Origin of the sequence: Bacillus sp. FSL W8-1202, from assembly GCF_038006165.1 — a bacterium.
In the GTDB taxonomy this organism is placed as follows: Bacteria; Bacillota; Bacilli; order Bacillales; family Bacillaceae; genus Bacillus; species Bacillus subtilis.
Map to the genome: position 1 here is coordinate 1,670,731 of NZ_JBBOUR010000001.1, position 24,314 is coordinate 1,695,044.

The window sequence follows — 24,314 nt, forward strand, 5'->3', positions numbered from 1 at the left end:
AATATCCAGAGTTGAAAAAATTATTGGAGACTTACAATTATAAGTTTTTGGCGCTGGGGATGATTTGTCCAATAGCTCCAACAGATGTCGTTTGTTTTTTATCGGCAGCTGTAGGAATCAAGTATACCACTTACATTTTAACGGTTATCGTTACGAATATCCCTTTATTGATATTTTCGAGTTTCATTGTGATCAATTTTAGTGAGTCATTAATGGGAACTGTATTGGTTGTCGCATCATTTGTTTTGGTTTCTATTGTATCCATTAAAATGTGGAACACCCTTAAGCATAAACGGAGCACATAGAAATGCCACGGGACTAACCATTTATAGCTTATAAGCACCTGTAGAGATTTAAGTTCTTTCGGTATCCAATAATACCAAGGGTATAACTGCCCTTGGTATTATGTTCTGCTGCACATATATAAACCCTCCATTTTCGTTTGTAGATCCTTTTTAATTTTTGTATTTTAGGTTGAATGATCACCAGAAGAAAAATGAACGCATGATCTGAAAAGCTGTTTTGCCGCAAAATAAATAAATCAACGATAACAATCTCGCTACTACGATAGATTTTGATTACTGTATATAATCGTTTTTTAGTAAATGCTCTTTCATTTTTTGAATTGCCTTCGCTTCGTCGGCTCCATGAGCGTATATATGTATTTCGGTTCCTGGTTTAATTCCTAAATCCATAATGTCCATGATGGCTTTTGGCGCTTGTTTGAGGTTAACAGTTTTCCCTTGGTATTCAAGAAAAATGTCTGATGTAAACCGATGAGCTATACTGACTAACAGGGTAGCCGGTCGCGCAAACCCTGTTTCCTTAATGATCGTAAATTGTCTTTTAATCATTCTTCACCTCATTACATTCTGCCTCTTGACGGATTTATAGTTGGGCTGCAGATCAAATTCGAATTTAGAGTACCTTTAGGATAAGCGGTCTAATTTCATCGAAATAACACTCTTTCTTTGTGTTTACAAAATAATTCTCAACTAACTAAAATGGACAATGACTTCATTCGAGAAAAAAGCATGATTCACTAATCAACATTTGTTTATTATTGTAAATAAAAACTTGGTGTGTACAATGGTTACATTCAGGCGATTTGTTGATTATTCAACATTCCACTCTAAATTGTTGATTATCTTAAGAAAGTTTGGTGAAAAGCTATGTCCAAAGTGGATAGAAGAATAACCAAAAGCCAAGAGGCTATTAAAAGAGCTCTGATTGAGCTGATGACTGAAAAAAGTTTTGATCATATTACGATTAAGGAAATTTCTGAAAGGGCAAATGTAAACCGGGGAACAATCTATCTTCATTACTTAGATAAATTTGATCTATTAGAAAAAATTATGGAAGAGCATATAAACAATATGGGGGATTTTTGTGAGTCGGCAGCTGAAATGGACTGGATTGAATCGACTGTACACTGCATGGAATACCTTGAGAGTAATTATTTATTCTTTTCGACGATGTTAGCCAGTGAAGGCGCTCGATATTTTCGCAGTCAGTTCCTTAAGTTTAATATCGAAGAGTTCAGGAAAGATGTAGATGTAACGAAAGGCAAGAATTACGGCCAAAGTGAAGATGTCATTGTTGAATTTATAGCAAATGCTTACGTAGGGGTAGTGGAATGGTGGTTGAAAAACGAAATGCCTTACCCGCCTCGTGTCATGGCAGAAAAAGTGGGGGATTTGTTAGAGCGGATTTTATAATGGCGTCAGGTAAATGGGTGTTGCGAATCGTTAGGAACAAGAATGTGACTTATTTGTCTAAGCGAGAGATTCAAGTCTCCTCGATCGCATACAAAATACCAAGGGTTGCAGGCCCTTGGTATTTTTATACTTTCATGCATTTTTGAAGTTTATGCTTAATGGTCTGCCTTACTTTGCAAATCGCCGAGCTGCGGCAACGCACATGATAACGGCGATATTCACTGCTACGAGTGCCCAGCCTACTTTCTCGTGCAGTATCACTGAGGCAAGTAGCAGTCCAAAAAAAGGCTGGAGAAGCTGGAGCTGCCCAACCGCTGCAATTCCCCCTTGGGCAAGACCTCGATACCAGAACACAAAGCCGATCAGCATGCTGAATAAGGATACATATGCAAGACTGAGCAGCGCGGGAACGCCGATCGCCGACCATGAGTCCGGCGTAAAAAAGAACGACAATGGCAGCATAAGAGGAAGCGACAGAACGAGTGCCCATGAGATCACCTGCCAATTCCCCAGACGCCGTGAAAGTTTGGCCCCTTCTGCATAACCAAGACCGCATACGACAATAGAAGCCAGCATGTACGCGTCGCCAAGCGGGGATGAACCTCCCCCCTGAATGAGGGCGAAATCTGCTACTAACAAGCTGCCGGCAGCTGAGAAAATCCAGAAGACGGGGCGAGGACGTTCACCCCCGCGCAGTACGCCGAAGACCGCCGTTGCGAGTGGAAGAAGTCCAATGAAGACAATGGCGTGTGCGGATGTGACATGCTGAAGCGCTAAAGCTGTCAGCAACGGGAAACCAATCACTACGCCAAACGCTACCACTAATAATGAAATGAGATCTCTTTTGGCAGGATGCTGCTGCCGGAAGATGAGAAGGAGACCTCCCGCCAGTACACCAGCTATCGCAGCGCGGCATACGGTGAGGAACAGCGGATCGAAGTCCGACACAGCCAAACGGGTCGCAGGCAGCGAGCCGCTGAAAATGAGTACGCCTATAAAACCATTTATCCAGCCATTTGTTGTTTTGTTCATTATAATCACTCCACATATCTTTCTTGTTCATTGTCTGTATTTTCTTAACAAAACCAGCAGCTAAGGATTACAATGACTATAAACTGGAATTGGCCTTTTTTAAACGGCCAGTTTTCATAAAAAAATGCATACCAGTTAGGAGAGCAACGCGCAAATGGATATCACGCCTTTTTTGAATAGAACTCTGGATATTCCGCTTTATCAGCAGCTTTATCGGTATTTTAAAGAAAATATGCATCGGGGCCGTATTCAAAAAGGAATGAAGCTTCCTTCAAAAAGACTCTTGGCGAATCAGCTTTCCATCAGCCAAACGACTGTAGAACGTGCCTATGAACAGCTCGCTGCTGAGGGCTATATTGTGAGCAAGCCAAGAAGCGGGTGGTTTGCTGATTATCATGATTCTGATTTTGCTTATGATAGATTGCCAAGCACAACACCCATCCAACAAGAAGCAGAAGAAAATAAACAATGGATTGATTTTCATTATGGGAATGTAGATTCTTCTTACTTCCCTTTTTCCGCATGGCGAAAAAGCATGGTCAATAGCTTAGACCAATATGGACACGAGCTTTATCGGCCGGGACATGTTTTAGGAGAGTTTGAGCTGAGAACACTCATTGCAGAGTACCTGTATCAATCTCGGGGTGTTCATTGCGGCCCTGAACAAGTGATTATAGGTGCCGGGAACCCTATTCTGCTGCAAATCTTGTGCCAAGTTTTTGAGCCGAATATTTCTATAGGGTATGAGGATCCTGGTTATCCAAGAGCACGCAAGATTTTTGAAGCCAACCGCATGAATATTGTTCCTATACCAGTCGATGCTGAAGGAATCTGTATACAGAAGATCAAAGAACAGCAGCCAAACCTTGTATATGTCACACCTTCCCATCAATTTACGCTGGGAACCATAATGACGATAAACAGAAGAATTCAGCTGCTCAAATGGGCGGCCGAAAATCAATCCTTTATCATAGAGGATGATTATGACGGGGAATTTAGGTACACAGGACAGCCGGTTCCTTCTCTTCAAGGGCTTGATCAGCATAACCGTGTCATTTATATGGGCACTTTTTCTAAGTCTCTTTTGCCCTCGCTGCGTATCAGCTATATGATTCTTCCTTCGCCTCTTTTAAAAAAGGGGCATGAAATCACGTCCTTATATAAGCAAACAGTGTCCTGCCACAGTCAGCTAACCCTAGCTGAATTTATAAAAAATGGAGAGTGGCAAAAACACATCAACAGAATGAGAAAGCTTTACCGCAAAAAAAGAGCCATTGTATTAGAGGCAGTGCAAAGGGAATTAGGAGAGCATGTCAGAATCCGCGGAGAAAACTCTGGGCTTCGTATCTTACTTGACGTTTATTTGCCATTTGGTGAAAAAGAGTTAATTGAGAAGGCGAAAAAACATGGAGTAAAAATTTATCCTGTTTCTCTTTCTTATCAAAATCATCCTCCTGCAAAAACGGTCTCGCTCGGGTTTGCAGGGGTTTCTGAATCCGACATAAGAGAAGGCATAAAAAAACTGAAGGCTGCCTGGAAGATATGAGGGAGCTTTCAGTTTAGCAAAACGGCCAAGTGACGGAACTAAGTGTTGAGAGCTGTTCAATATTTTTTAAGTATATGATGAGTGCCAGCAGTCCAGCCCACGATATGTCTGTTTAGCGAAAAACAGAATTTTTTATTTGCTCATCACAGTGCTAAAATAAACAAAATAGACAATTGAAAAAATAGAGGTGTAAGAATGAAGTTAGATGAGTTTACAATTGGCCAGGTCTTCAAAACAAAATCATTAAAAGTAACAAAAGATGATATTATGCGGTTTGCGGGTGAATTTGACCCTCAGTATATGCATGTAGATGAAGAAAAAGCGAGTAAAGGCAGATTTAATGGAATTATCGCTTCCGGCATACAAACACTGGCCATATCTTTTAAACTTTGGATTGAAGAAGGTCTCTATGGAGACGATATTATAGCCGGAACAGAGATGAATCATATGACATTCATAAAACCCGTATATCCGGATGATGAATTGTTTACAATTGTTGAGGTTCTTGATAAGCAGCCAAAGAGAAATGAATTGGGAATACTCACAGTATTGCTATCTACTTATAATCAAAAAGAAGTAAAAGTGTTTGAAGGTGAGTTATCTGTATTGATCAAACGATAACTCAGAAAGCCCGCTTTTCGCGGGCTCGATTGAAGCAGATGGGTGAAAGATGTTAGCGGGTTTCCTTTGAAAAATAAGAGGTTAAAACATCATAAACAATAGGCAAAGAAGTAAACCCCTCATTTTCTAGAAAATGACCCCCATGCTGGACTTCGTATAACGCAGCGTCAATTTGTTGTGCCAGCTCCTTGCTGAATGAAAAAGGCACAATTTGGTCGTCCTTAGAAGCAATGACAGCACGGTGCTTCGCGGACTCGATGATTTTTTGATAATCAAACGATCCCTGTGTAAATTCATCTAGCATCTTTAAAGTGGGCAACGATTTGGCAAAGCCGGAAACAAGTATGATTCCGCCAAGCTGTTTTCGTAATTGAATATGTTCCAAAAATCTCAAAACGGCGGGGCACCCTAAGCTATGCGCAACCAAATACGTATTTTCGTGTAAAGTGTGCTGATATAAAGAGAGTGTATCCAGCCAATCCTCAAGTCTTGGCTGGAGCGGATTAGGCATGTTTAAAATGTCTGCTTGGACCCCATCTGCGAGCAGACGTTTTTTCAGCCAAGGGAACCAATGATTTGTTGAGGAGGCTCTGTAGCCATGAATGATATAGACTTGTTTTATCATTTTTTCCTCCACACGAAGCATTTTCATTCAGTATAAAATTCCTCTCATTGGGAAACAAGTACGCACTTTTTTGTAAGTAGTTTTACATATGAGGCATTCCTTGTGCCATTCCCCACTTACACATTTCATCTAGGAGGGGATACAAAGATCGCCCTCTGTCAGATAACGAATACTCTACTTTCAGTGGGGTTTGAGAAACCTCATACCGATGAATAAGGCCGTCAGTTTGCAATTCCTTAAGCTGTGCGCTTAACATTTTATGGGTGATGAAGGGCATAGCCCTTTTCAGCTCGCCGTATCTCATCGTTTTTTCACACCCTAACTCATAGAGAATTCTCATTTTCCATTTGCCCCCTATAAGAGATAAGGTGTATTCAAATGGGGCTTGTTTACTGCGGCACAGGTTATTCATTGTAATCGAACCTCCTTTTTTAAGTATCATATCAGAATAAATCAGGATTTTCGGTGTTGAAGTTTGAGGGCGATTCACGATCTGAAGTGAAAGGGGGCGCTTGCTCAACAGGCGGCACGGTACATGAATGTTCTAAGTCAAAGAGGGTTACCTTACTGTTAATTACTTTATTTAAAAAAACGCATGTTTTTAGCTGAAAATATCTATTATGGTATATTTAAATATAACGAAATATTTGAGAAATGAGGAATGGTATGAATACACCCAAAAAACATAAGAAATTTAAAGCGAAAATGATTTTCCAAATCATCATGGTTATCATTGGAGGAATCATAGCGGCGTATGGACTAGAAACAGTGCTCATTCCAAACAGTGTATCTGATGGAGGAGTGACGGGTCTTAGCATCGTTGGTTCACAGCTATTCAACTTGCCGCTGGGGATTTTGATTGCTGTGATCAACATTCCATTTGTCTGGTTAGGATATAAGCAAATTGGGAAAAGCTTTGCATTATTATCAATTATCGGAATCGTATCGCTTGCCGCGGGGACAAGCTTTTTCCACCACACACCCGCAATTATAGAAGGAGATACCCTTTTAATTACCGTTGTCGGCGGGATTATCCTTGGATTTGGAATGGGGCTGGCACTGCGTAATGGCGGCGCATTAGATGGAATTGACATGCTTGCTGTGCTGCTATCCCGAAAACTGCCATTCGGAACGAGCGATCTCATTCTATTCTTAAACCTATTTGTGTTTATTTTTGTTTCCACAGTATTTGGCTTACAAGGGGCATTGCTTTCAGTCATTGCTTACTACATTGCATCCAAAGTGATTCATGTTGTGGAGGAAGGCTTAAGCGGCTCTAAAACCTTTCAAATTATTACAACCCAACCTGAATTAATGGTAGAGACAATACGTGATCAATTAGGCCGAAGCGCCACATATAAAGAAGCTTACGGGGGTTTTTCCCACGAGAAATTTAAAGAAATCACATGTGTCATCAACCGTTTAGAAGAAACCAAACTAAAGGAAATTATTAATGATATTGATAAATCCGCCTTTGTCACCGTATATGACGTAGCTGAAGTGAAGGGCAGCAATTTTAAAAATCTTAATCATCATTAAAAAATAGAATGACCTTTTTAACCGTAACTGACATGCCGCGGGTAAATGTAATCAAAAACACTTTTTGAGGCTTGTGGGTGAATAACCGGTGAAGGTCTCAATCATAAATACCAAGGGTATCAAAACCCTTGGTATTTTTTGTATTTTGCTGATTGCTATTATGCTTTCCTGTCCGATATCCATTTCAGTTACTGATTTGGGAATGAAATGCTTTGTCCGCCATAAGTGTTGTCCTGGCCATCCTTCCTGCCAAAAACCAAAAGCAAACACAAGCTATATTGCCGTACTCGGTTCAATGTACAATGGGTAAAGGAAAATAAAGAGATTGATATTAATTGAATCAAACATATTTGATGTTCCAAATATAAGGGATTGTTTATATAAATAAAAGTTTATATAATGACGGGGGCGCTAAGGAAACGCGGAGAGCTACTCAGGTTTTCGTTTCAAAGTTTTGATTCTTAAGATATACGGAGCGCTACATATGGAAGCGTAAAGGGGAATGTATAATCATTTGGCGTGTATATAACGATTTGCTTATATATTGATTTGTGAAGGAGGAGCTCATATGACGATTGATGTTGCGGCGATGACTCGTTGTTTGAAAACACTTAGTGATCAAACTAGGCTTATCATGATGAGATTATTTCTTGAAAAAGAATATTGTGTCTGTCAATTGGTTGATATGTTCGAAATGAGCCAGCCCGCCATAAGCCAGCATTTGCGGAAATTAAAAAACGCAGGTTTTGTGAATGAGGACAGAAGAGGCCAATGGCGTTATTATTCAATAAATGGTTCCTGTCCTGAGTTTGATACATTGCAATTGATCTTACATCAAATTGATCAGGAGGATGAATTGTTAAACCATATCAAACAAAAGAAAACTCAAGCGTGTTGCCAGTAAGGAGGCATTAGATTGACATCAATGATTTTGGCAGTATTCATCTTTTTATTAACTCTAGTATTGGTCATATGGCAGCCGAAAAATTTATCTATAGGGTGGTCAGCCTGTGGAGGCGCAGTTTTAGCTCTAATAGCAGGTGTTGTCAATTTTCATGATGTGTTAACTGTGACAGGGATTGTTTGGAATGCGACCTTGGCTTTTGTGGCCATCATACTGATATCGTTAATTCTTGATAATATCGGTTTCTTTGAATGGGCAGCGCTTCATATGGCTAAGGCTGCAAAAGGAAACGGTGTGCGGATGTTCGTTTATGTATCTCTATTAGGAGCTATCGTCGCCGCGTTATTTGCAAATGACGGTGCAGCTCTTATATTGACACCAATCGTATTAGCGATGGTCAGAGCATTACATTTTAATGAAAAATTAGTTTTTCCTTTTATCATTGCCAGCGGATTTATTGCGGATACCACTTCGCTTCCTTTAGTAGTGAGCAATTTGGTCAACATTGTTTCAGCGGACTATTTTCATATTACGTTTATTGATTATGCATCCAGAATGGTTGTCCCGTACTTGTTTTCGCTGCTGGCGAGCATCATTGTACTTTACCTTTTCTTTAGAAAAAGCATACCAAAACGCTATGATCTGACTGAGGTTAAAAAACCTGTTGAAGCAATTAAAGATCAAAACATGTTCAGACTGTCATGGTATATCTTAGGGCTGCTGTTAATTGGATATTTTGCAAGTGAATTTTTTTCTATCCCTGTATCAGTGGTAGCGGGCAGCATTGCAATCATTTTCTTAATCGCTGCGCAAAAGAGTCCGGCCGTCCATACAAAGAAAGTGGTGAAAGAGGCGCCATGGGCTATCGTATTCTTTTCAATTGGCATGTACGTTGTTGTGTATGGTGTCCGAAATGCCGGATTAACGGATATCCTTTCAGATGTGATTCAAGCCGCAGCTGATCAAGGATTGTTTGCTGGGACAATTGGAATGGGCTTTATTGCGGCGATTCTTTCTTCCATTATGAATAACTTGCCGACTGTTATGATTGACGCATTGGCGATTGCCGGTACAGATACACATGGGATGATGAGAGAAGCGCTTATTTATGCAAATGTGATCGGTTCAGATTTAGGGCCTAAAATAACACCGATTGGTTCCTTGGCGACATTATTATGGCTTCATGTTCTTTCGCAAAAAGGTTTGAAGATTTCCTGGGGCACGTATTTTAAAACAGGAATCATTCTCACAATACCCACTTTATTGATCACACTTGCCGGCCTGTATATTTGGCTGCTGGTGATCCATTCATGTTTCTAAAAGGAGAAGGTCAATATGTCAAAGAAAACAATTTACTTTTTATGCACTGGTAACTCTTGCCGCAGCCAAATGGCTGAAGGGTGGGGGAGAAAATATCTTGGGGACAAGTGGAATGTGTATAGCGCTGGAATCGAGGCTCATGGATTAAATCCTAATGCTGTCAAAGCAATGAAAGAAGCGGGGATTGATATTTCCAATCAAACTTCAGATATCATTGATCCGGACATTTTAAACAATGCTGATTTCGTTGTTACTCTCTGTGGTGATGCAGCTGACAAATGCCCAATGACGCCGCCGCATGTAAAACGTGAGCATTGGGGATTTGATGATCCGGCAAAAGCGCAAGGAACTGACGAAGAAAAATGGGCATTTTTCCAAAGGGTATGTGATGAAATTGGTGACTGTTTAAAACAGTTTGCTGTAACTGGGGAATAAAGAATCGATATATTCAGCGTTTTCTTGGGTTATATAATGCAATTGTTGTTCAACAGGTGTCTGCGAGCTGAGTGCAGACACCTGTTTTTGTTTTTATTTGTCTGAGATTCGTAACAGGGAAGTTATTTAGCTGGTGACAGAGGAAAATTGATTTGTGAACAGAATCATGAAGGAGACGGTGTTTTAAAGGAGTTGTCTGTTTTGCAGGAATTAACAAAAGAAAAATACAGTAGCTTAAAAACAATGTTTGATGACAAATATTGTCCCACATTTGTCTATTCAATATTAGACCAAACCATTCCGGGAGCTGTTTATGCAGATGATCAAACCTTTCCTAAATCGTTTTTTATAGGAACTGAATCAGGCATTTATTTTATTGCGGGAGACCAAGGGAATCGGGATTTTCATGATTTCATTGCAGGATATTATGAAGAACAAGTGAAATCATCAAAACGATTTACCTTGTTTTCTTCCAGTGATACATGGGATAGCGTACTGAAACCCATACTGAAAGATGACTTAAACCAAATGAGAAGAGCTGCATTTTCTTATCAACCAAAATCTTTCAAAAAGACTTTGCAACTGCCAAAGGGGCTTGTATTGAAAAGAATTGACGAAGACATCATTTCACATAGCACAGCGTTTAACAGCGCGTATTATGAGGAGTATTGGAATTCTGTCTCACAGTTTGCTTCAAAAGGTTTTGGATTTGCCGTATTACATGGCAATCACGTAGTAAGTGAGTGTACCTCTATATTTTTAGGGCATAATCGAGCGGAAATGGATATCTATACACTTGAAGAATATAGAGGACTGGGGTTAGCTTATTGCGTAGCAAATAGGTTTATAGCGTTTTGTATGGAAAATGGGATTGTTCCTAGCTGGGATTGTGATATTTGCAACAATTCGTCCATTGCATTAGCAGCTAAACTAGGGTTTAAGACGGTAACGGAATACACTATTTACTACTCTGGCTAACCTTAATGAAAGAACCTTAAAAGGAGATACCAACCGATGTTGGTATCTTTTTTGTTTTAGAGTTTTTTTACCCTTTTAGCAGAAAAATGGGTGATGAAAATCTTATTCATTTTATTTACTTTTAGGTAGGTAAAACATACCCCGCCAACTGTAACCACTCCGCCTAGCAGAGAGAGCAGTGTGGGTATCTCGCCGATCCAGAGCCAAGATATGATCAAGGCTAAAGCCGGTGTAACATAAAGTGAAAGGGTTGCTTTTGAAGCACCGACGAGTGAAGTGACATATGCAAGGGCAAAGTATGGTACAACTGTTGGCAATAAACCTAAATAAACAATCGACAATGTAGCGTTCAAAGGTGCGTCTATCACCTCCGAGCCTAAGCCAGGCAAAAAAATAAGCATAGGTACTGTTCCGCCCCAAATTGTAAATGTAACAAATGGAATAAAACCATATTTTTTTATATAGCGGGCTTGAAAAACGAAATAAATACTCTCCGAAAATGCTGCCAGCAGGATGACCAAGATACCGCTCATTGAATATGTAAAGTCTCCCGCCCCAAATGCAATCAATAATACACCCAATAAACTGATCATAGAGCCAAGCCATTTCGTAAATCCAAAATGCTCTTTATAAAACAGGCGGGATAGCATGGCTGAGAAGATCGGTGCCGTAGTAACGAGTAAGCTTGCAACTCCGGCACTAACTGTTTTTTCACCGATGTTCAGCAAAATGTGATAGAATGCAAATCCTAAAAACCCTAAAAGAAAAATGGCAGGAATGTCTTTCAAGTCGGGTAGGCGCATCTGAGTCAAAACAGCAAAAAGCAATAATGCCATAGAGCCGATTAACAAACGACATAAAGCAAGGTGTTCTGGCGTGTACCCTTCTAGTCCTGCGCGAATTCCCGGAAAAGCAGATGCCCATAAACCAATCATGAGACTATGAGATATCATTATTTGAACTGTTTTCTTTCGCATTCCTCTCACTCCTCTTTACAAAAACCAACCAGTTATTTAATGTGTTTTTATATTAATAAAGATTTGGTGATATAGCTTCAACCAGTTAAACGGATTTTGAACCAACCAATTTATTTTAAGGAGACCGATTCTATGAGCTTTCCAGAAGAAAAAAAGATGAAAAAGCTCCCTAAGTACAGACAAATCGTTCATTTTATTAAAGAGAAAATAGGAAATGGAGAGTGGCCGATTGGAAGCAAGATTCCAAGCCAGCGCACGCTTGCAAAAGATTTTCAGGTAAATCGGAGCACAGTGATTACAGCCTTAGAGGAATTGATGGCCGATGGGCTAATAGAAGGCACAATGGGGAAAGGCACAGTTGTTATCAACAACACATGGACACTGATGGCTAAGAATTCTGCTCCCGATTGGGATCAATATGTCACCTCTGGCATTCAGATGCCAAGCCGAAAAATCGTTCAAAAGATAAATCAATCAGAATCAAATACAGATCTTATTCAGCTCAGTAAAGGTGAACTTTCAGCTGAGATTTTTCCTTTGGCTGTTATGAAAGAGATGATGGAGAAGGTATCTTATCACATGGAGGCATTCGGTTATGAAGAACCAAAAGGTTACTTACTTTTGAGGGAGGCATTAAGCAACTATTTAAAAACCATTGGAATCAACGTCTCATCTTCTTCCATTCTGATTGTCTCAGGAGCGTTGCAAGCCTTGCAGCTGATATCAATGGGGCTGTTACAAAGAGGATCAACCGTTTATCTTGATCGGCCCTCCTACCTTTATTCATTACACGTATTTCAATCAGCTGGTATGAAGCTGACTGGACTTCCTATGGATAATGAAGGACTTTTGCCTGAAAATGTTCATTTAACAAGAGGAGAGCGGGGAAGGGCTATCTTATATACAAATCCATGTTTTCACAATCCGACTGGTATTCTTATGTCTAAAAAGCGGCGTGAAGAGATCCTGGCAGTAAGTGAGAATACACAGCTTCCTATTATTGAAGATGACATTTATCGTGAGTTATGGATCGATGAAATTCCGCCATATCCTATTAAAACAATTGATAAAAATGGACACGTACTGTACATAGGAAGTTTATCGAAAACATTAAGCCCAGGTTTGAGGATTGGATGGATCGTCGGACCGGAACCGGTGATTGAACGTTTATCTGACATTAAAATGCAAACAGATTACGGATCCAGTTCGCTATCCCAGAGAGTAGCGGCAGAGTGGTTTACTTCCGGCCACTACCAGCAGCATGTAGAAAAGGTTAGGCAGCAATTAAAGGTGAGAAGAGAATTGGCCTTGAGTGCTTTAGAAACTCATTTGAAAGATGTGGCGACATGGAATATCCCAAAGGGAGGTTTTTTTGTCTGGATAAAAATATTGCCTTCCATATCAATGAAATTACTTTATACTAAAGCCTTATCAAAAGGGATTCTGCTCAATCTCGGCAGTATCTATGCTCAGGAAAAAGGGAATTATATTCGCTTATCATATGCTTATGCATCTCTTGAAGACCTTCAAAAGGGGATTTATGAGTTGGGTTTAATGATAAAAGAATTGGCAAGTAAGTAACTTTTATATCCTTAAATGGATGTTTCACTAAAAAAGAGATCAAGCCTAATGATCGCTTGATCTGATAATAACAAGGGTTACTAGAATAGACCAAATCATGGTTCGGTCTTAAAATGATCATGTCTCTGAACGAAAAGTCTTTCCGACTTCTTTTCCTAAACCAAAATAATGTCTGAAATTATAGATAAGCGGGCTCCATTTGGAAGGGTTGATATGGTTATCGTCTAGTATAATACTTTCCTCGGCATGAAAATGTAGTGCCTGCGTCTCTACAATTGCGAATGACGATTCATATTCTGGAAACCGAATGTGTTTCACTTCGGCTTCGATTTGGATAGGGCATTCTTTGATTCGTGTTGGTGATACTGTTTTTGATTGTAAAGGCGTTAACCCTGCTGCCTCGTATTTTTCTTTTTTATATGTAAATCCGAGCTGCTTCTTTAAAGGCGGTATGCTTTTTTTTCCGCTATAAGATGAAATTCTTTCAACGTTTTCCCATAATTCCGGGCCAGGCAAGTTTATGACACACTCTTTGTGTCTTTCCAAATTGTCGATGGCTTTTCCTCCCAGTCCTACTCCAAGGATTATATAATGTCCAAGAGCCCAAGAAGAAGACATAGGACTAATATTAGTGGTTCCATCCTCATTCAATGTGGTTAGAAGAAATGTCGAGGTACCATAATACATGATCTTGGGTTTGATTTCTTTCAATCGACGAGTGTCTCGTTTTTTGATGTCCAATGTTTTTTCCTCCTTGTCACGCTTACATTTATATTGTAAAGGATTAACATTTCAACTATCATCGAAATATGAATGTAAGGAGGAAAATCATGAATCCTAATATTGCAAAAATCTCTTCGTTGCTATCAGATCCCTCGCGTTCTTCCATTCTTCTCAGTCTGATGGATGGAAGGATACACCCTGCGGGAGAGCTTGCATATCTCGCTAACATTAAACCTCAAACCGCAAGTTTTCACCTGAATAAATTGCTTGAAGCAAAGCTGATTAGCGTAGAGAAGCATGGGAGACATCGGTATTACAGATTGGCTGACTCAGATGCTGCAAATGTGATCGAACAATTGCTTCATATTGCGCCTAAAGCAAAAGTCAAATCTTTAAAAGAGTCAAAAGAGAAAAAGGACTTGCATTTCGCCCGTACCTGTTATGATCATTTGGCAGGTTATGCGGGCGTGCAAATGGCACATTCATTAGTTGAGCAGGGGATGTTAAAAAAAGTTGATTTAAACTTTGAGGTGACTTCAGAGGGTGCTTTATTCTTTTCAAAGTTAGGCATCAATGAAGAGCAACAACGGAATAAGAGGAGAGCTTTTGCCCGCTGCTGTTTGGATTGGAGTGAACGGCAGCATCATATTGCAGGAGCATTAGGAAACGCCCTATTGGTGCGCATGTTAGAAGAAGAATGGATCGTTCGTATGCCTAAAACGAGAGCGATTAGGATTACACAAAGCGGGAAAATTGCGTTTGAAAAGCACCTAAACGTGAAGATTTAGGATTTTGAAGCGGAAACACCAGATGATGAGGCACGATATCTAGGAGGAGTAAGATTTGTTCTAATCTTACTCCTTCTTCTTATTTTGAAGCAGCTCGATTCCCCATTGCAATAGAGATGCGGTTCCAACTGTTTATTTGATTAATGATGAGAACAAGGTCAACATATTGTTTTTCATCATAATGTTCCCGCACCCGATGATATAGCTCATCAGGAACCCTTTTAGATGGAATGAGCGTGATGTGTTCAGATAGTTCGAGAGCCGCTTTCTCTTCAGGTGAGTAAAAATCACATTCATTCCAAGCATGTAAACAGTAAATTCGCTGTTCAGTTTCCCCCATTTTGCGGGCATCGGACGTATGCATATCTATGCAGTAGGCACAGCCGTTCATTTGAGAGACTCTGATTTTGATTAGTTCTCTCGTCGTTCGGTTAATTGAGGATTGTTTCGTGTATTTCTCCATATCCATCATGATTTTCATACCTTCAGGTGCAATCTCATAGTAGGACACTCTTTGACTCATAAAGCAAGACTCCTTTCCATAGAATACCTAGATTGTATCCCGGTATTGATCATTTTACCAATGTGCGGTTTGAATGACAGCTGTTTCAGCGTCTTTTGGAAAGAAGCTTCTTTGAATAAAAATAAGGGTAGCCAGCAATGATGAGTGGAGCTGCTAATGCAAGCAGTATCCATGAGCCTGATTGGCTGTCTCTAGTGACTCTAATGAATATATAAGTACCGATCAGAAAATATAATAAAGCACCTAGAAACCAATACATGTTCATTCCTCTTTTTCCTTGCTTTTTGGTTGCGCATTTTTGTCTGTCATATGGCTTAATCGATCAGGGTTCTGATTTTTTAATACCTTTTCGGTCCGGATTCCTTTTCTCTTTAATGATAAAATTGTGAGATCAATCGATTTCAATGATGATCATTCCTTCAATGAATAGTAAGTTCCTTATGATTTTAAAGGTAAATTTGAAAAGATAAAACGTACATAGAGGCAGAACGTTCATGTACGTTTGGGCAATGATCACTTGTTGGAAACTCTAATGTTTCCCTGCACCTGATATTGTTGTGTTCCTTCTCTTCCTATAAAATGATTGGATACATGTATGTTTGCACGTTAAAATATGAGTTCGATTTTCATGAATCTCTATTCGGTGAAACAGGTAAAGGAAGTGGATAAGGTTTGCTTATAAGGAATCCTTTTAAAGATAAATATTACTCACATGATAGGCGGGCATTAAACATGCTTGCACTCAGAGTGCCGGGCCTGGCTTTTATTCTCATGATCTATATAGCCTCTATCGTGCTGCAATTTGTTTCTGGGGGCTGGTCCATTTTATTGCTTTATGCGTTTACCATATTAATCGCCATTTTTGCTTTGCTTCATTGGCACTCATATCGCTGGGTTAAGAAAAGAGTGATTCTGTATTTCGCGGTACAAGGTTTGATCACCTTTGCACTTGCTAATCTCATGACTGGCTTCTTTATACTTGTCATTATCGGCCTTTATGCATTTTTAATTGGACAGATTTTAGGAATGGCAGACAGAAGAAGGACTTTTCTCATTCTTTATCTATTGCTGCTGCTGGTCATAAATTCGGCGTATCACCTTCATAAAGGTGAAGTTTTGCATTTTATTGTTATTGCTGCGCCGATCATGATTGTCATCATCACTTATGCCGCAACATTTTTTGCCCAAGTCGATGAAAAAATAAAAGCTCAATTTACTCTTGAAAGGCTGGAGCTGGCTCATCAGCAGGTAGAACAGCTGACGCTGCAGAACGAAAGACAGCGGATGGCCCGAGACTTACACGATACGCTTGCTCAAGGTCTTGTCAGTTTAAATATGCAGCTGGATGCGATTCATGTTCATCTCGCCAAAGGCAACACAGAGAGAGCGAAGGAAATCATACAACAATCGATGAAAAGAGTGAAAAGCACATTAGCTGATGCACGTTCAGCTATTGAAGATCTCCGCAGCAAATCAGAAGAAATCGGTGTTTTAAAAGAAAGAATTACCTCGCTAATGGATCATTTTATAGAGTCGACAGGCATGGCTTGTTTATTAGATTACAGATTGCATCAGGTGCTGGATGTGCGTACAGCTGAAAACTGTTATTACATCATTGGAGAATGCATGACGAATGCGGCAAAGCATGCTGAGGCGAAAACAATCTGGATATCCATTTGGGATGATGAAAAGGGAAGGCTCCATTTAACAGTTAAGGATAACGGCAAGGGATTTGATGTTGAAAAAGGAAAGAAAAAGAGAGGACATTATGGGCTTCTTGGCATACAAGAACGCGTCAGGGCAATAAATGGCCAATTCAATATCAAGAGTGCAAAATTGAAAGGAACACAAATTGAGATCACTGTACCAATTCAGGGAGAGATGCAAGATGAATAAGGTTTTAATCGTTGATGACCATCTTGTCGTGAGGGAAGGTCTGAAGCTTTTAATTGAAACGAATGATCAATACACCATTATAGGAGAGGCAGAAAATGGAAAAGTCGCAGTCCGTCTTGCAGATGAATTAGAACCGGATATCATTCTGATGGATTTGTATATGCCGGAGATGAGCGGGTTAGAGGCCATTAAACAAATAAAAGAAAAACAAGATACCCCCATCATTATTTTGACTACATATAATGAAGATCACTTAATGATCGAAGGGATTGAATTAGGAGCGAAAGGATATCTGTTAAAGGATACGAGTTCAGAAACCCTTTTTCACACAATGGATGCAGCGATCAGAGGAAATGTGCTGTTGCAGCCTGATATCCTCAAACGTCTGCAAGAAATCCAATTTGAGCGGATGAAAAAGCAGCGCAATGAGACGCAGCTGACAGAAAAGGAAGTCATTGTTCTAAAAGCAATTGCTAAAGGTCTTAAAAGCAAAGCGATTGCCTTTGATTTGGGCGTCTCTGAGCGAACAGTAAAGTCCAGATTAACGTCCATTTACAATAAATTAGGCGCGAATTCAAGAACTGAGGCAGTAACGATTGCCATGCAAAAAGGTATTCTGACAATAGACAACTAAACTGCATATTTGAAAATTGCCCAAACGTACATGCCCGAATGTACGTTTTTTTCATTTCATTGTCAACTACAATGAGAAAGAATGTGATCAAGCAATGTGTTGAAAGGAGATTATCATGTCAAAAATGTTATATACATTAGGAGGATGGATTGCTCGCAATCGCATAAAAGCAATATGTGCGTGGATCGTTGTGTTAGTTGCTGCGATAGGCCTTGCAGTCACCTTGAAACCAAGTTTTTCTGAGGATATGTCCATACCTGACACACCTTCGGAAAAAGCGATGGATGTGATTCAAAAAGAATTTCCTCACGGTCCTGATAAAGGGAGCATACGGGTTATTTTCGGTGCTGGTGATGGGGAGAAACTTACTGGGAAGCCAGCAAAAAAAGCAATAGAAGATACGTTCAAAGAAATCAGTAAAGATGATTCTGTTGACTCGATTGCAAGTCCTTTTGTGACAGGGACAATCGCGAAAGATGGCACAGTTGCCTATGCTGATATCAAGTATAAATCATCAGCAGATGATATAAAGAATTACTCTATCAAACACTTAAAAGACAGTTTGAAACTGGCTGATGATGAAGGATTGCAAACTGAGCTAAGCGGAGATGTACCGGGAGCCGAGATGGAGATAGGCGGTGTCTCTGAAATTGTCGGCATTATCTTGGCTTTTGTCGTTTTAGCCATTACATTCGGTTCTTTATTAATAGCAGGTTTGCCGATTTTAACTGCACTGATTGGTTTAGGTGTAAGTATTGGACTGGTTTTGATTGGGACACAAGTATTTGATATTGCTTCCGTCAGTCTTTCATTGGCCGGAATGATTGGCCTTGCTGTTGGTATTGATTATGCTTTATTTATTTTTACGAAACACCGCCAGTTTTTAGGCGAAGGCATACGAAAGAATGAATCAATTGCGAGAGCCGTGGGAACAGCGGGAAGCGCAGTCGTTTTTGCCGGACTTACTGTTATCGTTGCACTTTGCGGATTGACTGTCGTTAACATTCCTTTTATGTCTGCGATGGGGCTGACAGCAGGGCTTAGTGTACTGATGGCTGTTTTGGCTTCAATCACACTTGTGCCTGCGGTCTTATCGATTGCAGGGAAGCGGATGATTCCGAAATCAAACAAGAAAATAGAAAAACAAAGCACTGAAACAAATGTCTGGGGACGCTTTGTCACCAAAAATCCTATCATTCTAAGTGTATGCAGCATTCTGATTTTGATCGTCATTAGTATCCCATCTATGCATTTGGAACTGGGCTTGCCTGATGCTGGGATGAAAGCTAAGGATAATCCGGATCGCCGGGCATATGACTTGCTTGCCGAAGGCTTTGGAGAAGGATTTAATGGCCAATTAACAATCGTAGCGGATGCCACAAATGCTACAGAAAATAAGGCGGAGGCTTTCGCAGATGCAGTGAAAGAAATAAAGGGCTTAGACCATGTAGCAAGTGTCACTCCTGCAATGCCTAATAAAGAAGGGAACTTTGCCATCATTACGGTCGTTCCGGAAACAGGTCCAAATGATGTCACAACGAAAGATTTGGTACACGATGTACGCAGTTTATCAGATAAAAACGGAGTAGATTTGCTTGTTACTGGATCGACTGCAGTGAATATTGACATTTCAGATCGCCTTAATGATGCGATACCGGTGTTTGCTGTACTTATTGTTGGCTTTGCGTTTGTATTGCTGACCATCGTTTTCCGTTCGCTGCTTGTGCCGCTTGTTGCTGTTGCAGGTTTCATGTTGACGATGACAGCCACTCTTGGGATTTGTGTATTTGTCTTGCAAGACGGGAATCTCATCGATTTTTTCAAAATACCTGAAAAAGGGCCGATACTCGCCTTCCTGCCGATTTTATCGATTGGAATTCTGTTCGGTTTAGCTATGGATTATCAAGTATTTCTTGTCAGCAGAATGCGTGAAGAATATGTAAAAACAAAGAATCCAGTACAAGCCATTCAGGCTGGATTAAAACACAGTGGTCCTGTTGTTACAGCAGCCGGCTTGATCATGATCTTCGTTTTTGCAGGATTTATCTTTGCAGGCGAAGCTTCTATTAAAGCCAACGGATTAGCACTTTCCTTTGGTGTGCTCTTTGATGCCTTTATTGTAAGAATGACACTGATTCCGAGTGTCATGAAGCTGATGGGGAATGCAGCCTGGTATTTGCCGAAATGGCTGGACAAGATGATTCCGAACGTGGATATAGAAGGGCATCAACTGACAAAGGAAATACAGCCAGAAATAGATCATGAACAAAAGAAACAAATCAGTGTGTAATAGAAAAAGCAGATCTTTAATGATCTGCTTTTTTTGCATATGGTAGTATTTAGAAGATGAAGTCGGCAGTTAAAAGGAGACACTTATGGCGCCATCACTCATTTTCGATATGGATGGAACTTTGTTTCATATTGGCAGAAGCTGCATCATACTAGCAGGCATCCCAGGAGAAGTGACATGATTTTTTGACTTTGCATTCACTACTTGATGCCAAGGATCTTGAGAATCCTTCTTGAAAATAAAGGATTTTACAACTGATCATATAAGAAACCTAAAGAAACAAGCACACAAAACCAGCTGCGGGTTTTGTCCAAGAAAAATAGAGTCCATGAGAGAGACTCTATTTTTTGAAATGCCCGGCTAGAAGTATATTGCAGGTCTTTATGAATGCAAAACACTATCTTATAAGCCCTTACCGTGAAATGCCTGTTTCTGCATTGAAAAAACGCATTACACGTTCATTTACGTAAGCGGGTTGTTCCATCGATAAAACATGTCCGGCATTTTTAATGACTTCCGCCTCAATATCAGGAACGAATGAAGAGGCTCGGTGCAGGGCTGAGTGGGGATCATAGATGACTTCATGTTCACCAAGTAATAATAGGATAGGAACTCTTGCTGAACGTAATTCCTCATCGGTAAAAACATACGGAAATCCGTCTGCTTTAGGATTTGGATTTCTTGATCCATCCTGCCACATTACCCCTGCCTGAAACTGCTTCACAAAAATCGGGTGCAGCACATTCTGATCATTCATCATCCAATTTAAGAATGTTTCAACTCCATTTGACGCTGTAAGGCCAAGAGCGTATTTGTAGAAATCGTGATGAAATGGCAAAAACGTTTCTGCCGGACTCAGTATAGCTGCGCTTTTTACTCTCTCAGGCATACGTAAAAGGAAATTCATCGTATGGAGACCGCCAAGCGAAAGTCCGATCATGTGGGACTTTTCGATCCCCAGATTGTCAAACACATCAAGAAGCCAATTGGCGTAATCCGTTCTTGTACCGCTTACATTCTCAGGAATACTCTTGTTTTTATCACCTATGATATCAACTGCATAAGTTCTGTATTTGCTGCTCCAATCGGCGATGTTGGGATACCACATCGTCGAGCTGAATAATGCTCCGTGGAGTAATACAAGCGGCGGGGCATCCTCTGGGCCGCTTGCAATCACATGTGTTTGACCAAAACGAGTAGATATATAGAATGATTTGCAACGGACCGGCCAAAGACTAAGGCTTTCATTATAAGTTTGATAATAGCGGATACCGTTGTCACTTAATTCGGGAATACTAGATGAATGGTTTGACATACAAATGCCCCTCCCAACATTGTTTAAATGAATGTGCCGTTTCGTGATGGGGAATCTGATTTTGATATAACAGACTTTATTTACAATATAATACAGTTGTTGTTAGACGTCAAATCCAAGAGGAAAAGGAAATAAAACGATTGGAACAGATTATTGAAAATCAATATAACAGAATATTAACCTCCTTTGTGGAGCCGCTTCATTAAAACCGCAATCCAAATGCATGAATCACAAAAATCACAACAGGAGGGATCAAGAGGGAAGGCAGCAAATTCAATGTTTTGAACTTCTTGATTCCAAGAATGCTTAGACCTGAACTGAGGATGAGTATGCCTCCCACAATTGTGATTTCATTAATAAGGTCTGTATTGATTGCGCTCTCCATTACTTTAGCAAATAAATAGATGGAGCCTTGCCAGGCAAATAATACAATGGCTGCAGCCGCTATTCCAAAACCAAAAGTTGAAGCGAGCACAATGGAGGTGATCCCATCTAACATCCCGTTTGTCAGGAGGTATGTATAATCTCCATGCAAAGCGGCTTCAACAGGGCCCAATATTGACAGCGAACCTATACAAAATAATAAGACCGCAGTAGATAAGCCCTCTGCTAAATTACTTTTAGAAAATTTGTTCACCAGCTTGTTGAATCGTAATTCTAAATTGATGATCTGGCCTAGCAAACCTCCAATGGCTAAACTCACGATGAATAGAATGGGGTATTTACTATCAGGCAAATGCTGTGTAATGGCGTTGATCCCCAGCGCGACTGCAGCGAATCCCATTGCCTGCATCAAAATATCCTGGTATTCATCTTTAATGCCTTTTTTGAATATCCCCCCGATTATGCTTCCTGCAATGATCATCACTGTGTTAAAAATCGTTCCAAACATAAGCTTTCTCCTCCAAAAATCATTCCTGCATAAAAAATAAACCCTCTAGTTAGTAGAGAGTCAAGGGAGATCAAAACATATTCATGAGATTATTTGATGGGCAGCAGGATTTCAGTCACGTAATTATCTAGGTTATTCGTAATGCCATAATCAATGAGTGTGATTTCGATTGAGTCCCCTGCTACTTCATAATGATGTTCTTTCATATATGCCAGTAATTTTTTGTAGTATGGTTCGGCTTCTGGATGTGACCCTTTAAACCTAATTTGCAGATATTCTCTTGAAGGAAAGATGATTTCTGAAGAAGTTTTTTCATTTTCATCTTCAAGAATCATAAATATACTGGAATATTTGTCAAACTGTTTTGCTTTCACATTTGCTGCTGATATGGATAAACCGATCTTGCCTATGAATATATCTTCGTTTACATTCAGGTGGATTCTCAATTCAGCTAACGAATGTTCGATATCATGGCCGAGAACATATTCATGCTGTAAATAAGCCACACGCAATGCGGGGAGTTTGATTTTTGAAATTTGATGTAACGGCATGTTAACGGCATCTTCTATATGTGTGATGCGTCGGGAGATCTTTCGTTCAATGCGTTCCAATTCTTTCTTCTTGCGATCAATTTCAGCCTGCTGGCTTTTTAGTAAATGAAGAAGAGTGTTTGTATTTTGAGAGTTATAAAAATCAAGAAGCTTATTGATTGGCAGGCCTAGGGCCCTCAAATACTTGATGGTATCCAGCCGCTCAAACTGTTGGGTAGAATAATATCTATAGTTCGTTTGCCCATCTTTATATTCCGGTTTCAAAAGGCCGATTTCATCATAATACCGAAGAGCAGAGATTTTCACATTTAATAACTTTGACACTTCTCCAATCGAAAAAAATTCCTTCATTCTAACAACCTTTCTGTCCCTATGATTGATATACACACATTATATAGTACGGCGAGTTCTAAAGGTAAAGTTTGCGGAAAAATGAAAGAGGTACGAGCGATTTAATATCCCCTAGGTTCTTTAATTCAGGTATGTTGTGTAGCGGCGAGTAAGTTTTAGCAATTGCGGATTCTTTCTCGCAAAACCTATCTATTTCGAATTGACATGAACTCTTCTGAGGGCCTTCTCAAATGCACCAAGACCTGAAAATAAGCTTAAAACTCTGAAATAATGACAACCCCCTTCGCACCGTAGTAATCTATCTATGTGCGAAAGGAGTTGCGATATGGTTAGTTGTAGGAAAAGATTTGTTTGGAGAGAGGATGTAAAGGTGGGGAGCTTAAAGATAATCAATAATTAGACAAAAAACAAGAGGGAGGCCCTCTTATTTTTGGTAGGTGTATTTGATATTAGTTTTTGTTCAAGTCTCCATTCTTTCGGCAACTTTATACGTTGCATTTTCCTGTTGGAGATAGGATGTTCCAACTACCCCTGCGATACCCAATAGCAGGACTGCACTAAGTAAAATTTAAGATTTCATGTAATAGCTCACCTCGTTGGATTTTTATACGTGCGTCAATAGCTTTTCGGTAAAACTCATTCGCACCTTTGAGTTCATTCTTGGTGTACAAGTAGTCACCGACGTATACCTCGTACCACTCCAAGTCCGGGTACATGCTAGTTTCTTCGAAGAACTGGAAAGTCTCCCTTACAAGATCCAAGGAGTTTGATAAGTATAGGCCTCAACCATTTTCAGCTTTGCCAATACAATTTTTTCATTGCACTTTAAGGTTTTTTGTTTAGACTTATCATAGAACTCCCTAGCTTTTTTAGGATTTTCCTGTCTCCCTTCATTAAATGCGAGCATGAAATAAGCTCTAGCTGTAATAAAAGGAAGATTTTGAAGGTGATTCAAGTTTATATAGCTTATTCCAATATTAAAAAGTGCCTTACGTATCAAATAATTTTCGCCAAGTTTTTCAGCGTCCTCTAGGGCCTGTTCGGCGTGCTTTAATGCTTCTTCATGTTGCATGTT

General features: G+C 39.9%; 27 protein-coding genes. 13 read left to right on the forward strand and 14 right to left on the reverse strand.

What is annotated here, in order from left to right:
• Positions 1–130 precede the first annotated feature (130 nt).
• On the reverse strand, positions 131–265 hold the full coding sequence (locus NSQ09_RS08710) for a hypothetical protein (protein WP_014478951.1): 135 nt from the start codon (positions 263–265) through the stop codon (positions 131–133).
• Positions 266–578: 313 nt separating this feature from the next.
• Positions 579–854 carry an HPr family phosphocarrier protein gene (locus NSQ09_RS08715; RefSeq protein ID WP_014478952.1) on the reverse strand — a complete coding sequence of 92 codons (276 nt, stop codon included), beginning with the start codon at positions 852–854 and terminating at the stop codon, positions 579–581.
• A gap of 318 nt (positions 855–1,172) precedes the next feature.
• Between NSQ09_RS08715 and NSQ09_RS08720 the strand changes: the two genes are divergently transcribed.
• Positions 1,173–1,718 carry a TetR/AcrR family transcriptional regulator gene (locus NSQ09_RS08720; RefSeq protein ID WP_024572652.1) on the forward strand — a complete coding sequence of 182 codons (546 nt, stop codon included), beginning with the start codon at positions 1,173–1,175 and terminating at the stop codon, positions 1,716–1,718.
• A gap of 168 nt (positions 1,719–1,886) precedes the next feature.
• On the opposite strand, the gene NSQ09_RS08725 is transcribed toward NSQ09_RS08720, so the two are convergent.
• Positions 1,887–2,750 carry a DMT family transporter gene (locus NSQ09_RS08725; protein ID WP_341030968.1) on the reverse strand — a complete coding sequence of 288 codons (864 nt, stop codon included), beginning with the start codon at positions 2,748–2,750 and terminating at the stop codon, positions 1,887–1,889.
• 154 nt (positions 2,751–2,904) lie between these two features.
• Between NSQ09_RS08725 and pdxR the strand changes: the two genes are divergently transcribed.
• Together pdxR and NSQ09_RS08735 are read left to right on the forward strand one after the other, a co-directional pair.
• A complete protein-coding gene (gene pdxR, locus NSQ09_RS08730; protein ID WP_341030971.1) occupies positions 2,905–4,296 on the forward strand; it encodes a MocR-like pyridoxine biosynthesis transcription factor PdxR in 1,392 nt (463 codons plus the stop codon).
• A 195-nt stretch (positions 4,297–4,491) separates the two neighbouring features.
• Complete coding sequence (locus NSQ09_RS08735; protein ID WP_128992438.1) at positions 4,492–4,917, forward strand: MaoC family dehydratase; 426 nt, start codon at positions 4,492–4,494, stop codon at positions 4,915–4,917.
• A gap of 52 nt (positions 4,918–4,969) precedes the next feature.
• On the opposite strand, the gene NSQ09_RS08740 is transcribed toward NSQ09_RS08735, so the two are convergent.
• Positions 4,970–5,542 carry an alpha/beta hydrolase gene (locus tag NSQ09_RS08740; protein ID WP_341030977.1) on the reverse strand — a complete coding sequence of 191 codons (573 nt, stop codon included), beginning with the start codon at positions 5,540–5,542 and terminating at the stop codon, positions 4,970–4,972.
• 82 nt (positions 5,543–5,624) lie between these two features.
• Positions 5,625–5,954 (reverse strand): winged helix-turn-helix transcriptional regulator, encoded by a 330-nt coding sequence (locus NSQ09_RS08745; protein WP_341030978.1) that lies wholly within the window; start codon positions 5,952–5,954, stop codon positions 5,625–5,627.
• 254 nt (positions 5,955–6,208) lie between these two features.
• Between NSQ09_RS08745 and NSQ09_RS08750 the strand changes: the two genes are divergently transcribed.
• The 5 genes from NSQ09_RS08750 (at position 6,209) to NSQ09_RS08770 (ending at position 10,718) form a co-directional block, all read left to right on the forward strand.
• Complete coding sequence (locus NSQ09_RS08750; RefSeq protein ID WP_087961677.1) at positions 6,209–7,081, forward strand: YitT family protein; 873 nt, start codon at positions 6,209–6,211, stop codon at positions 7,079–7,081.
• Between the two features lie 568 nt (positions 7,082–7,649).
• Entirely contained in the window at positions 7,650–7,985 is a 336-nt protein-coding gene (gene aseR, locus NSQ09_RS08755) for a metal-responsive transcriptional regulator AseR (RefSeq protein ID WP_015482851.1), read from the forward strand.
• A gap of 12 nt (positions 7,986–7,997) precedes the next feature.
• On the forward strand, positions 7,998–9,305 hold the full coding sequence (locus NSQ09_RS08760) for an arsenic transporter (RefSeq protein WP_144453505.1): 1,308 nt from the start codon (positions 7,998–8,000) through the stop codon (positions 9,303–9,305).
• 15 nt (positions 9,306–9,320) lie between these two features.
• On the forward strand, positions 9,321–9,740 hold the full coding sequence (gene arsC / locus NSQ09_RS08765; protein ID WP_129137472.1) for an arsenate reductase (thioredoxin): 420 nt from the start codon (positions 9,321–9,323) through the stop codon (positions 9,738–9,740).
• A gap of 192 nt (positions 9,741–9,932) precedes the next feature.
• Positions 9,933–10,718: a GNAT family N-acetyltransferase gene (locus tag NSQ09_RS08770; RefSeq protein WP_076458474.1), complete on the forward strand. Its 786-nt coding sequence runs from the start codon at positions 9,933–9,935 to the stop codon at positions 10,716–10,718.
• A gap of 56 nt (positions 10,719–10,774) precedes the next feature.
• Here NSQ09_RS08770 and NSQ09_RS08775 read toward each other — a convergent pair whose 3' ends face one another.
• Positions 10,775–11,695, reverse strand: a complete 921-nt coding sequence (locus NSQ09_RS08775) for a DMT family transporter (RefSeq protein WP_328206819.1) — start codon at positions 11,693–11,695, stop codon at positions 10,775–10,777.
• A 132-nt stretch (positions 11,696–11,827) separates the two neighbouring features.
• Between NSQ09_RS08775 and NSQ09_RS08780 the strand changes: the two genes are divergently transcribed.
• Positions 11,828–13,276, forward strand: coding sequence for an aminotransferase-like domain-containing protein (locus NSQ09_RS08780; protein ID WP_328206817.1), 1,449 nt, complete (start codon positions 11,828–11,830; stop codon positions 13,274–13,276).
• A 117-nt stretch (positions 13,277–13,393) separates the two neighbouring features.
• Here NSQ09_RS08780 and NSQ09_RS08785 read toward each other — a convergent pair whose 3' ends face one another.
• Positions 13,394–14,017 carry a flavin reductase family protein gene (locus NSQ09_RS08785; protein WP_129137474.1) on the reverse strand — a complete coding sequence of 208 codons (624 nt, stop codon included), beginning with the start codon at positions 14,015–14,017 and terminating at the stop codon, positions 13,394–13,396.
• Positions 14,018–14,106: 89 nt separating this feature from the next.
• Between NSQ09_RS08785 and NSQ09_RS08790 the strand changes: the two genes are divergently transcribed.
• Complete coding sequence (locus tag NSQ09_RS08790; RefSeq protein WP_041057126.1) at positions 14,107–14,787, forward strand: ArsR/SmtB family transcription factor; 681 nt, start codon at positions 14,107–14,109, stop codon at positions 14,785–14,787.
• 79 nt (positions 14,788–14,866) lie between these two features.
• On the opposite strand, the gene NSQ09_RS08795 is transcribed toward NSQ09_RS08790, so the two are convergent.
• The 3 genes from NSQ09_RS08795 to NSQ09_RS08805 form a co-directional block, all read right to left on the reverse strand.
• Positions 14,867–15,310 carry a carboxymuconolactone decarboxylase family protein gene (locus tag NSQ09_RS08795; protein ID WP_014478970.1) on the reverse strand — a complete coding sequence of 148 codons (444 nt, stop codon included), beginning with the start codon at positions 15,308–15,310 and terminating at the stop codon, positions 14,867–14,869.
• Between the two features lie 85 nt (positions 15,311–15,395).
• Complete coding sequence (locus NSQ09_RS08800; protein ID WP_010886421.1) at positions 15,396–15,575, reverse strand: hypothetical protein; 180 nt, start codon at positions 15,573–15,575, stop codon at positions 15,396–15,398.
• Positions 15,572–15,715, reverse strand: coding sequence for a hypothetical protein (locus tag NSQ09_RS08805; protein ID WP_003243880.1), 144 nt, complete (start codon positions 15,713–15,715; stop codon positions 15,572–15,574). Before NSQ09_RS08805 ends, NSQ09_RS08800 begins: the two co-directional genes overlap by 4 nt.
• Before the next feature lie 267 nt (positions 15,716–15,982).
• Between NSQ09_RS08805 and ydfH the strand changes: the two genes are divergently transcribed.
• From ydfH to NSQ09_RS08820, 3 genes are all read left to right on the forward strand, one after another.
• The gene (gene ydfH / locus NSQ09_RS08810; protein WP_328206814.1) at positions 15,983–17,206 is read left to right on the forward strand and encodes a two-component system sensor histidine kinase YdfH; all 1,224 of its coding nucleotides are present in this window, start codon (positions 15,983–15,985) and stop codon (positions 17,204–17,206) included.
• Positions 17,199–17,840 (forward strand): two-component system response regulator YdfI, encoded by a 642-nt coding sequence (gene ydfI / locus NSQ09_RS08815; protein ID WP_328206812.1) that lies wholly within the window; start codon positions 17,199–17,201, stop codon positions 17,838–17,840. Before ydfH ends, ydfI begins: the two co-directional genes overlap by 8 nt.
• Before the next feature lie 115 nt (positions 17,841–17,955).
• A complete protein-coding gene (locus tag NSQ09_RS08820; RefSeq protein ID WP_328206811.1) occupies positions 17,956–20,130 on the forward strand; it encodes an MMPL family transporter in 2,175 nt (724 codons plus the stop codon).
• A gap of 412 nt (positions 20,131–20,542) precedes the next feature.
• Here the strand turns inward: NSQ09_RS08820 and NSQ09_RS08825 are convergent, their stop codons facing one another.
• The 4 genes from NSQ09_RS08825 to NSQ09_RS08840 form a co-directional block, all read right to left on the reverse strand.
• Positions 20,543–21,445, reverse strand: a complete 903-nt coding sequence (locus NSQ09_RS08825; protein WP_003234180.1) for a carboxylesterase — start codon at positions 21,443–21,445, stop codon at positions 20,543–20,545.
• 202 nt (positions 21,446–21,647) lie between these two features.
• A complete protein-coding gene (locus tag NSQ09_RS08830) occupies positions 21,648–22,337 on the reverse strand; it encodes a DUF554 domain-containing protein (RefSeq protein WP_015252719.1) in 690 nt (229 codons plus the stop codon).
• An 89-nt stretch (positions 22,338–22,426) separates the two neighbouring features.
• Positions 22,427–23,239, reverse strand: a complete 813-nt coding sequence (locus tag NSQ09_RS08835; protein WP_129137476.1) for a MerR family transcriptional regulator — start codon at positions 23,237–23,239, stop codon at positions 22,427–22,429.
• 748 nt (positions 23,240–23,987) lie between these two features.
• Entirely contained in the window at positions 23,988–24,311 is a 324-nt protein-coding gene (locus tag NSQ09_RS08840) for a hypothetical protein (RefSeq protein WP_052470593.1), read from the reverse strand.
• Positions 24,312–24,314: the final 3 nt, after the last annotated feature.

Coding starts and splice junctions, on each gene's coding strand:
- NSQ09_RS08775 (WP_328206819.1), bottom strand. CDS start 11,695: ATGCGAAAGAAAACAGTTCAAATAATGATATCTCATAGTCTCATGATT.
- NSQ09_RS08800 (WP_010886421.1), bottom strand. CDS start 15,575: ATGAACATGTATTGGTTTCTAGGTGCTTTATTATATTTTCTGATCGGT.
- ydfI (WP_328206812.1), top strand. CDS start 17,199: ATGAATAAGGTTTTAATCGTTGATGACCATCTTGTCGTGAGGGAAGGT.
- NSQ09_RS08790 (WP_041057126.1), top strand. CDS start 14,107: ATGAATCCTAATATTGCAAAAATCTCTTCGTTGCTATCAGATCCCTCG.
- NSQ09_RS08725 (WP_341030968.1), bottom strand. CDS start 2,750: ATGAACAAAACAACAAATGGCTGGATAAATGGTTTTATAGGCGTACTC.
- NSQ09_RS08795 (WP_014478970.1), bottom strand. CDS start 15,310: ATGAGTCAAAGAGTGTCCTACTATGAGATTGCACCTGAAGGTATGAAA.
- NSQ09_RS08840 (WP_052470593.1), bottom strand. CDS start 24,311: ATGCAACATGAAGAAGCATTAAAGCACGCCGAACAGGCCCTAGAGGAC.
- NSQ09_RS08825 (WP_003234180.1), bottom strand. CDS start 21,445: ATGTCAAACCATTCATCTAGTATTCCCGAATTAAGTGACAACGGTATC.
- arsC (WP_129137472.1), top strand. CDS start 9,321: ATGTCAAAGAAAACAATTTACTTTTTATGCACTGGTAACTCTTGCCGC.
- NSQ09_RS08710 (WP_014478951.1), bottom strand. CDS start 265: ATGGATACAATAGAAACCAAAACAAATGATGCGACAACCAATACAGTT.
- NSQ09_RS08745 (WP_341030978.1), bottom strand. CDS start 5,954: ATGAATAACCTGTGCCGCAGTAAACAAGCCCCATTTGAATACACCTTA.
- NSQ09_RS08720 (WP_024572652.1), top strand. CDS start 1,173: ATGTCCAAAGTGGATAGAAGAATAACCAAAAGCCAAGAGGCTATTAAA.
- NSQ09_RS08835 (WP_129137476.1), bottom strand. CDS start 23,239: ATGAAGGAATTTTTTTCGATTGGAGAAGTGTCAAAGTTATTAAATGTG.
- NSQ09_RS08780 (WP_328206817.1), top strand. CDS start 11,828: ATGAGCTTTCCAGAAGAAAAAAAGATGAAAAAGCTCCCTAAGTACAGA.
- aseR (WP_015482851.1), top strand. CDS start 7,650: ATGACGATTGATGTTGCGGCGATGACTCGTTGTTTGAAAACACTTAGT.
- NSQ09_RS08735 (WP_128992438.1), top strand. CDS start 4,492: ATGAAGTTAGATGAGTTTACAATTGGCCAGGTCTTCAAAACAAAATCA.
- NSQ09_RS08820 (WP_328206811.1), top strand. CDS start 17,956: ATGTCAAAAATGTTATATACATTAGGAGGATGGATTGCTCGCAATCGC.
- NSQ09_RS08830 (WP_015252719.1), bottom strand. CDS start 22,337: ATGTTTGGAACGATTTTTAACACAGTGATGATCATTGCAGGAAGCATA.
- NSQ09_RS08740 (WP_341030977.1), bottom strand. CDS start 5,542: ATGATAAAACAAGTCTATATCATTCATGGCTACAGAGCCTCCTCAACA.
- NSQ09_RS08715 (WP_014478952.1), bottom strand. CDS start 854: ATGATTAAAAGACAATTTACGATCATTAAGGAAACAGGGTTTGCGCGA.
- pdxR (WP_341030971.1), top strand. CDS start 2,905: ATGGATATCACGCCTTTTTTGAATAGAACTCTGGATATTCCGCTTTAT.
- NSQ09_RS08750 (WP_087961677.1), top strand. CDS start 6,209: ATGAATACACCCAAAAAACATAAGAAATTTAAAGCGAAAATGATTTTC.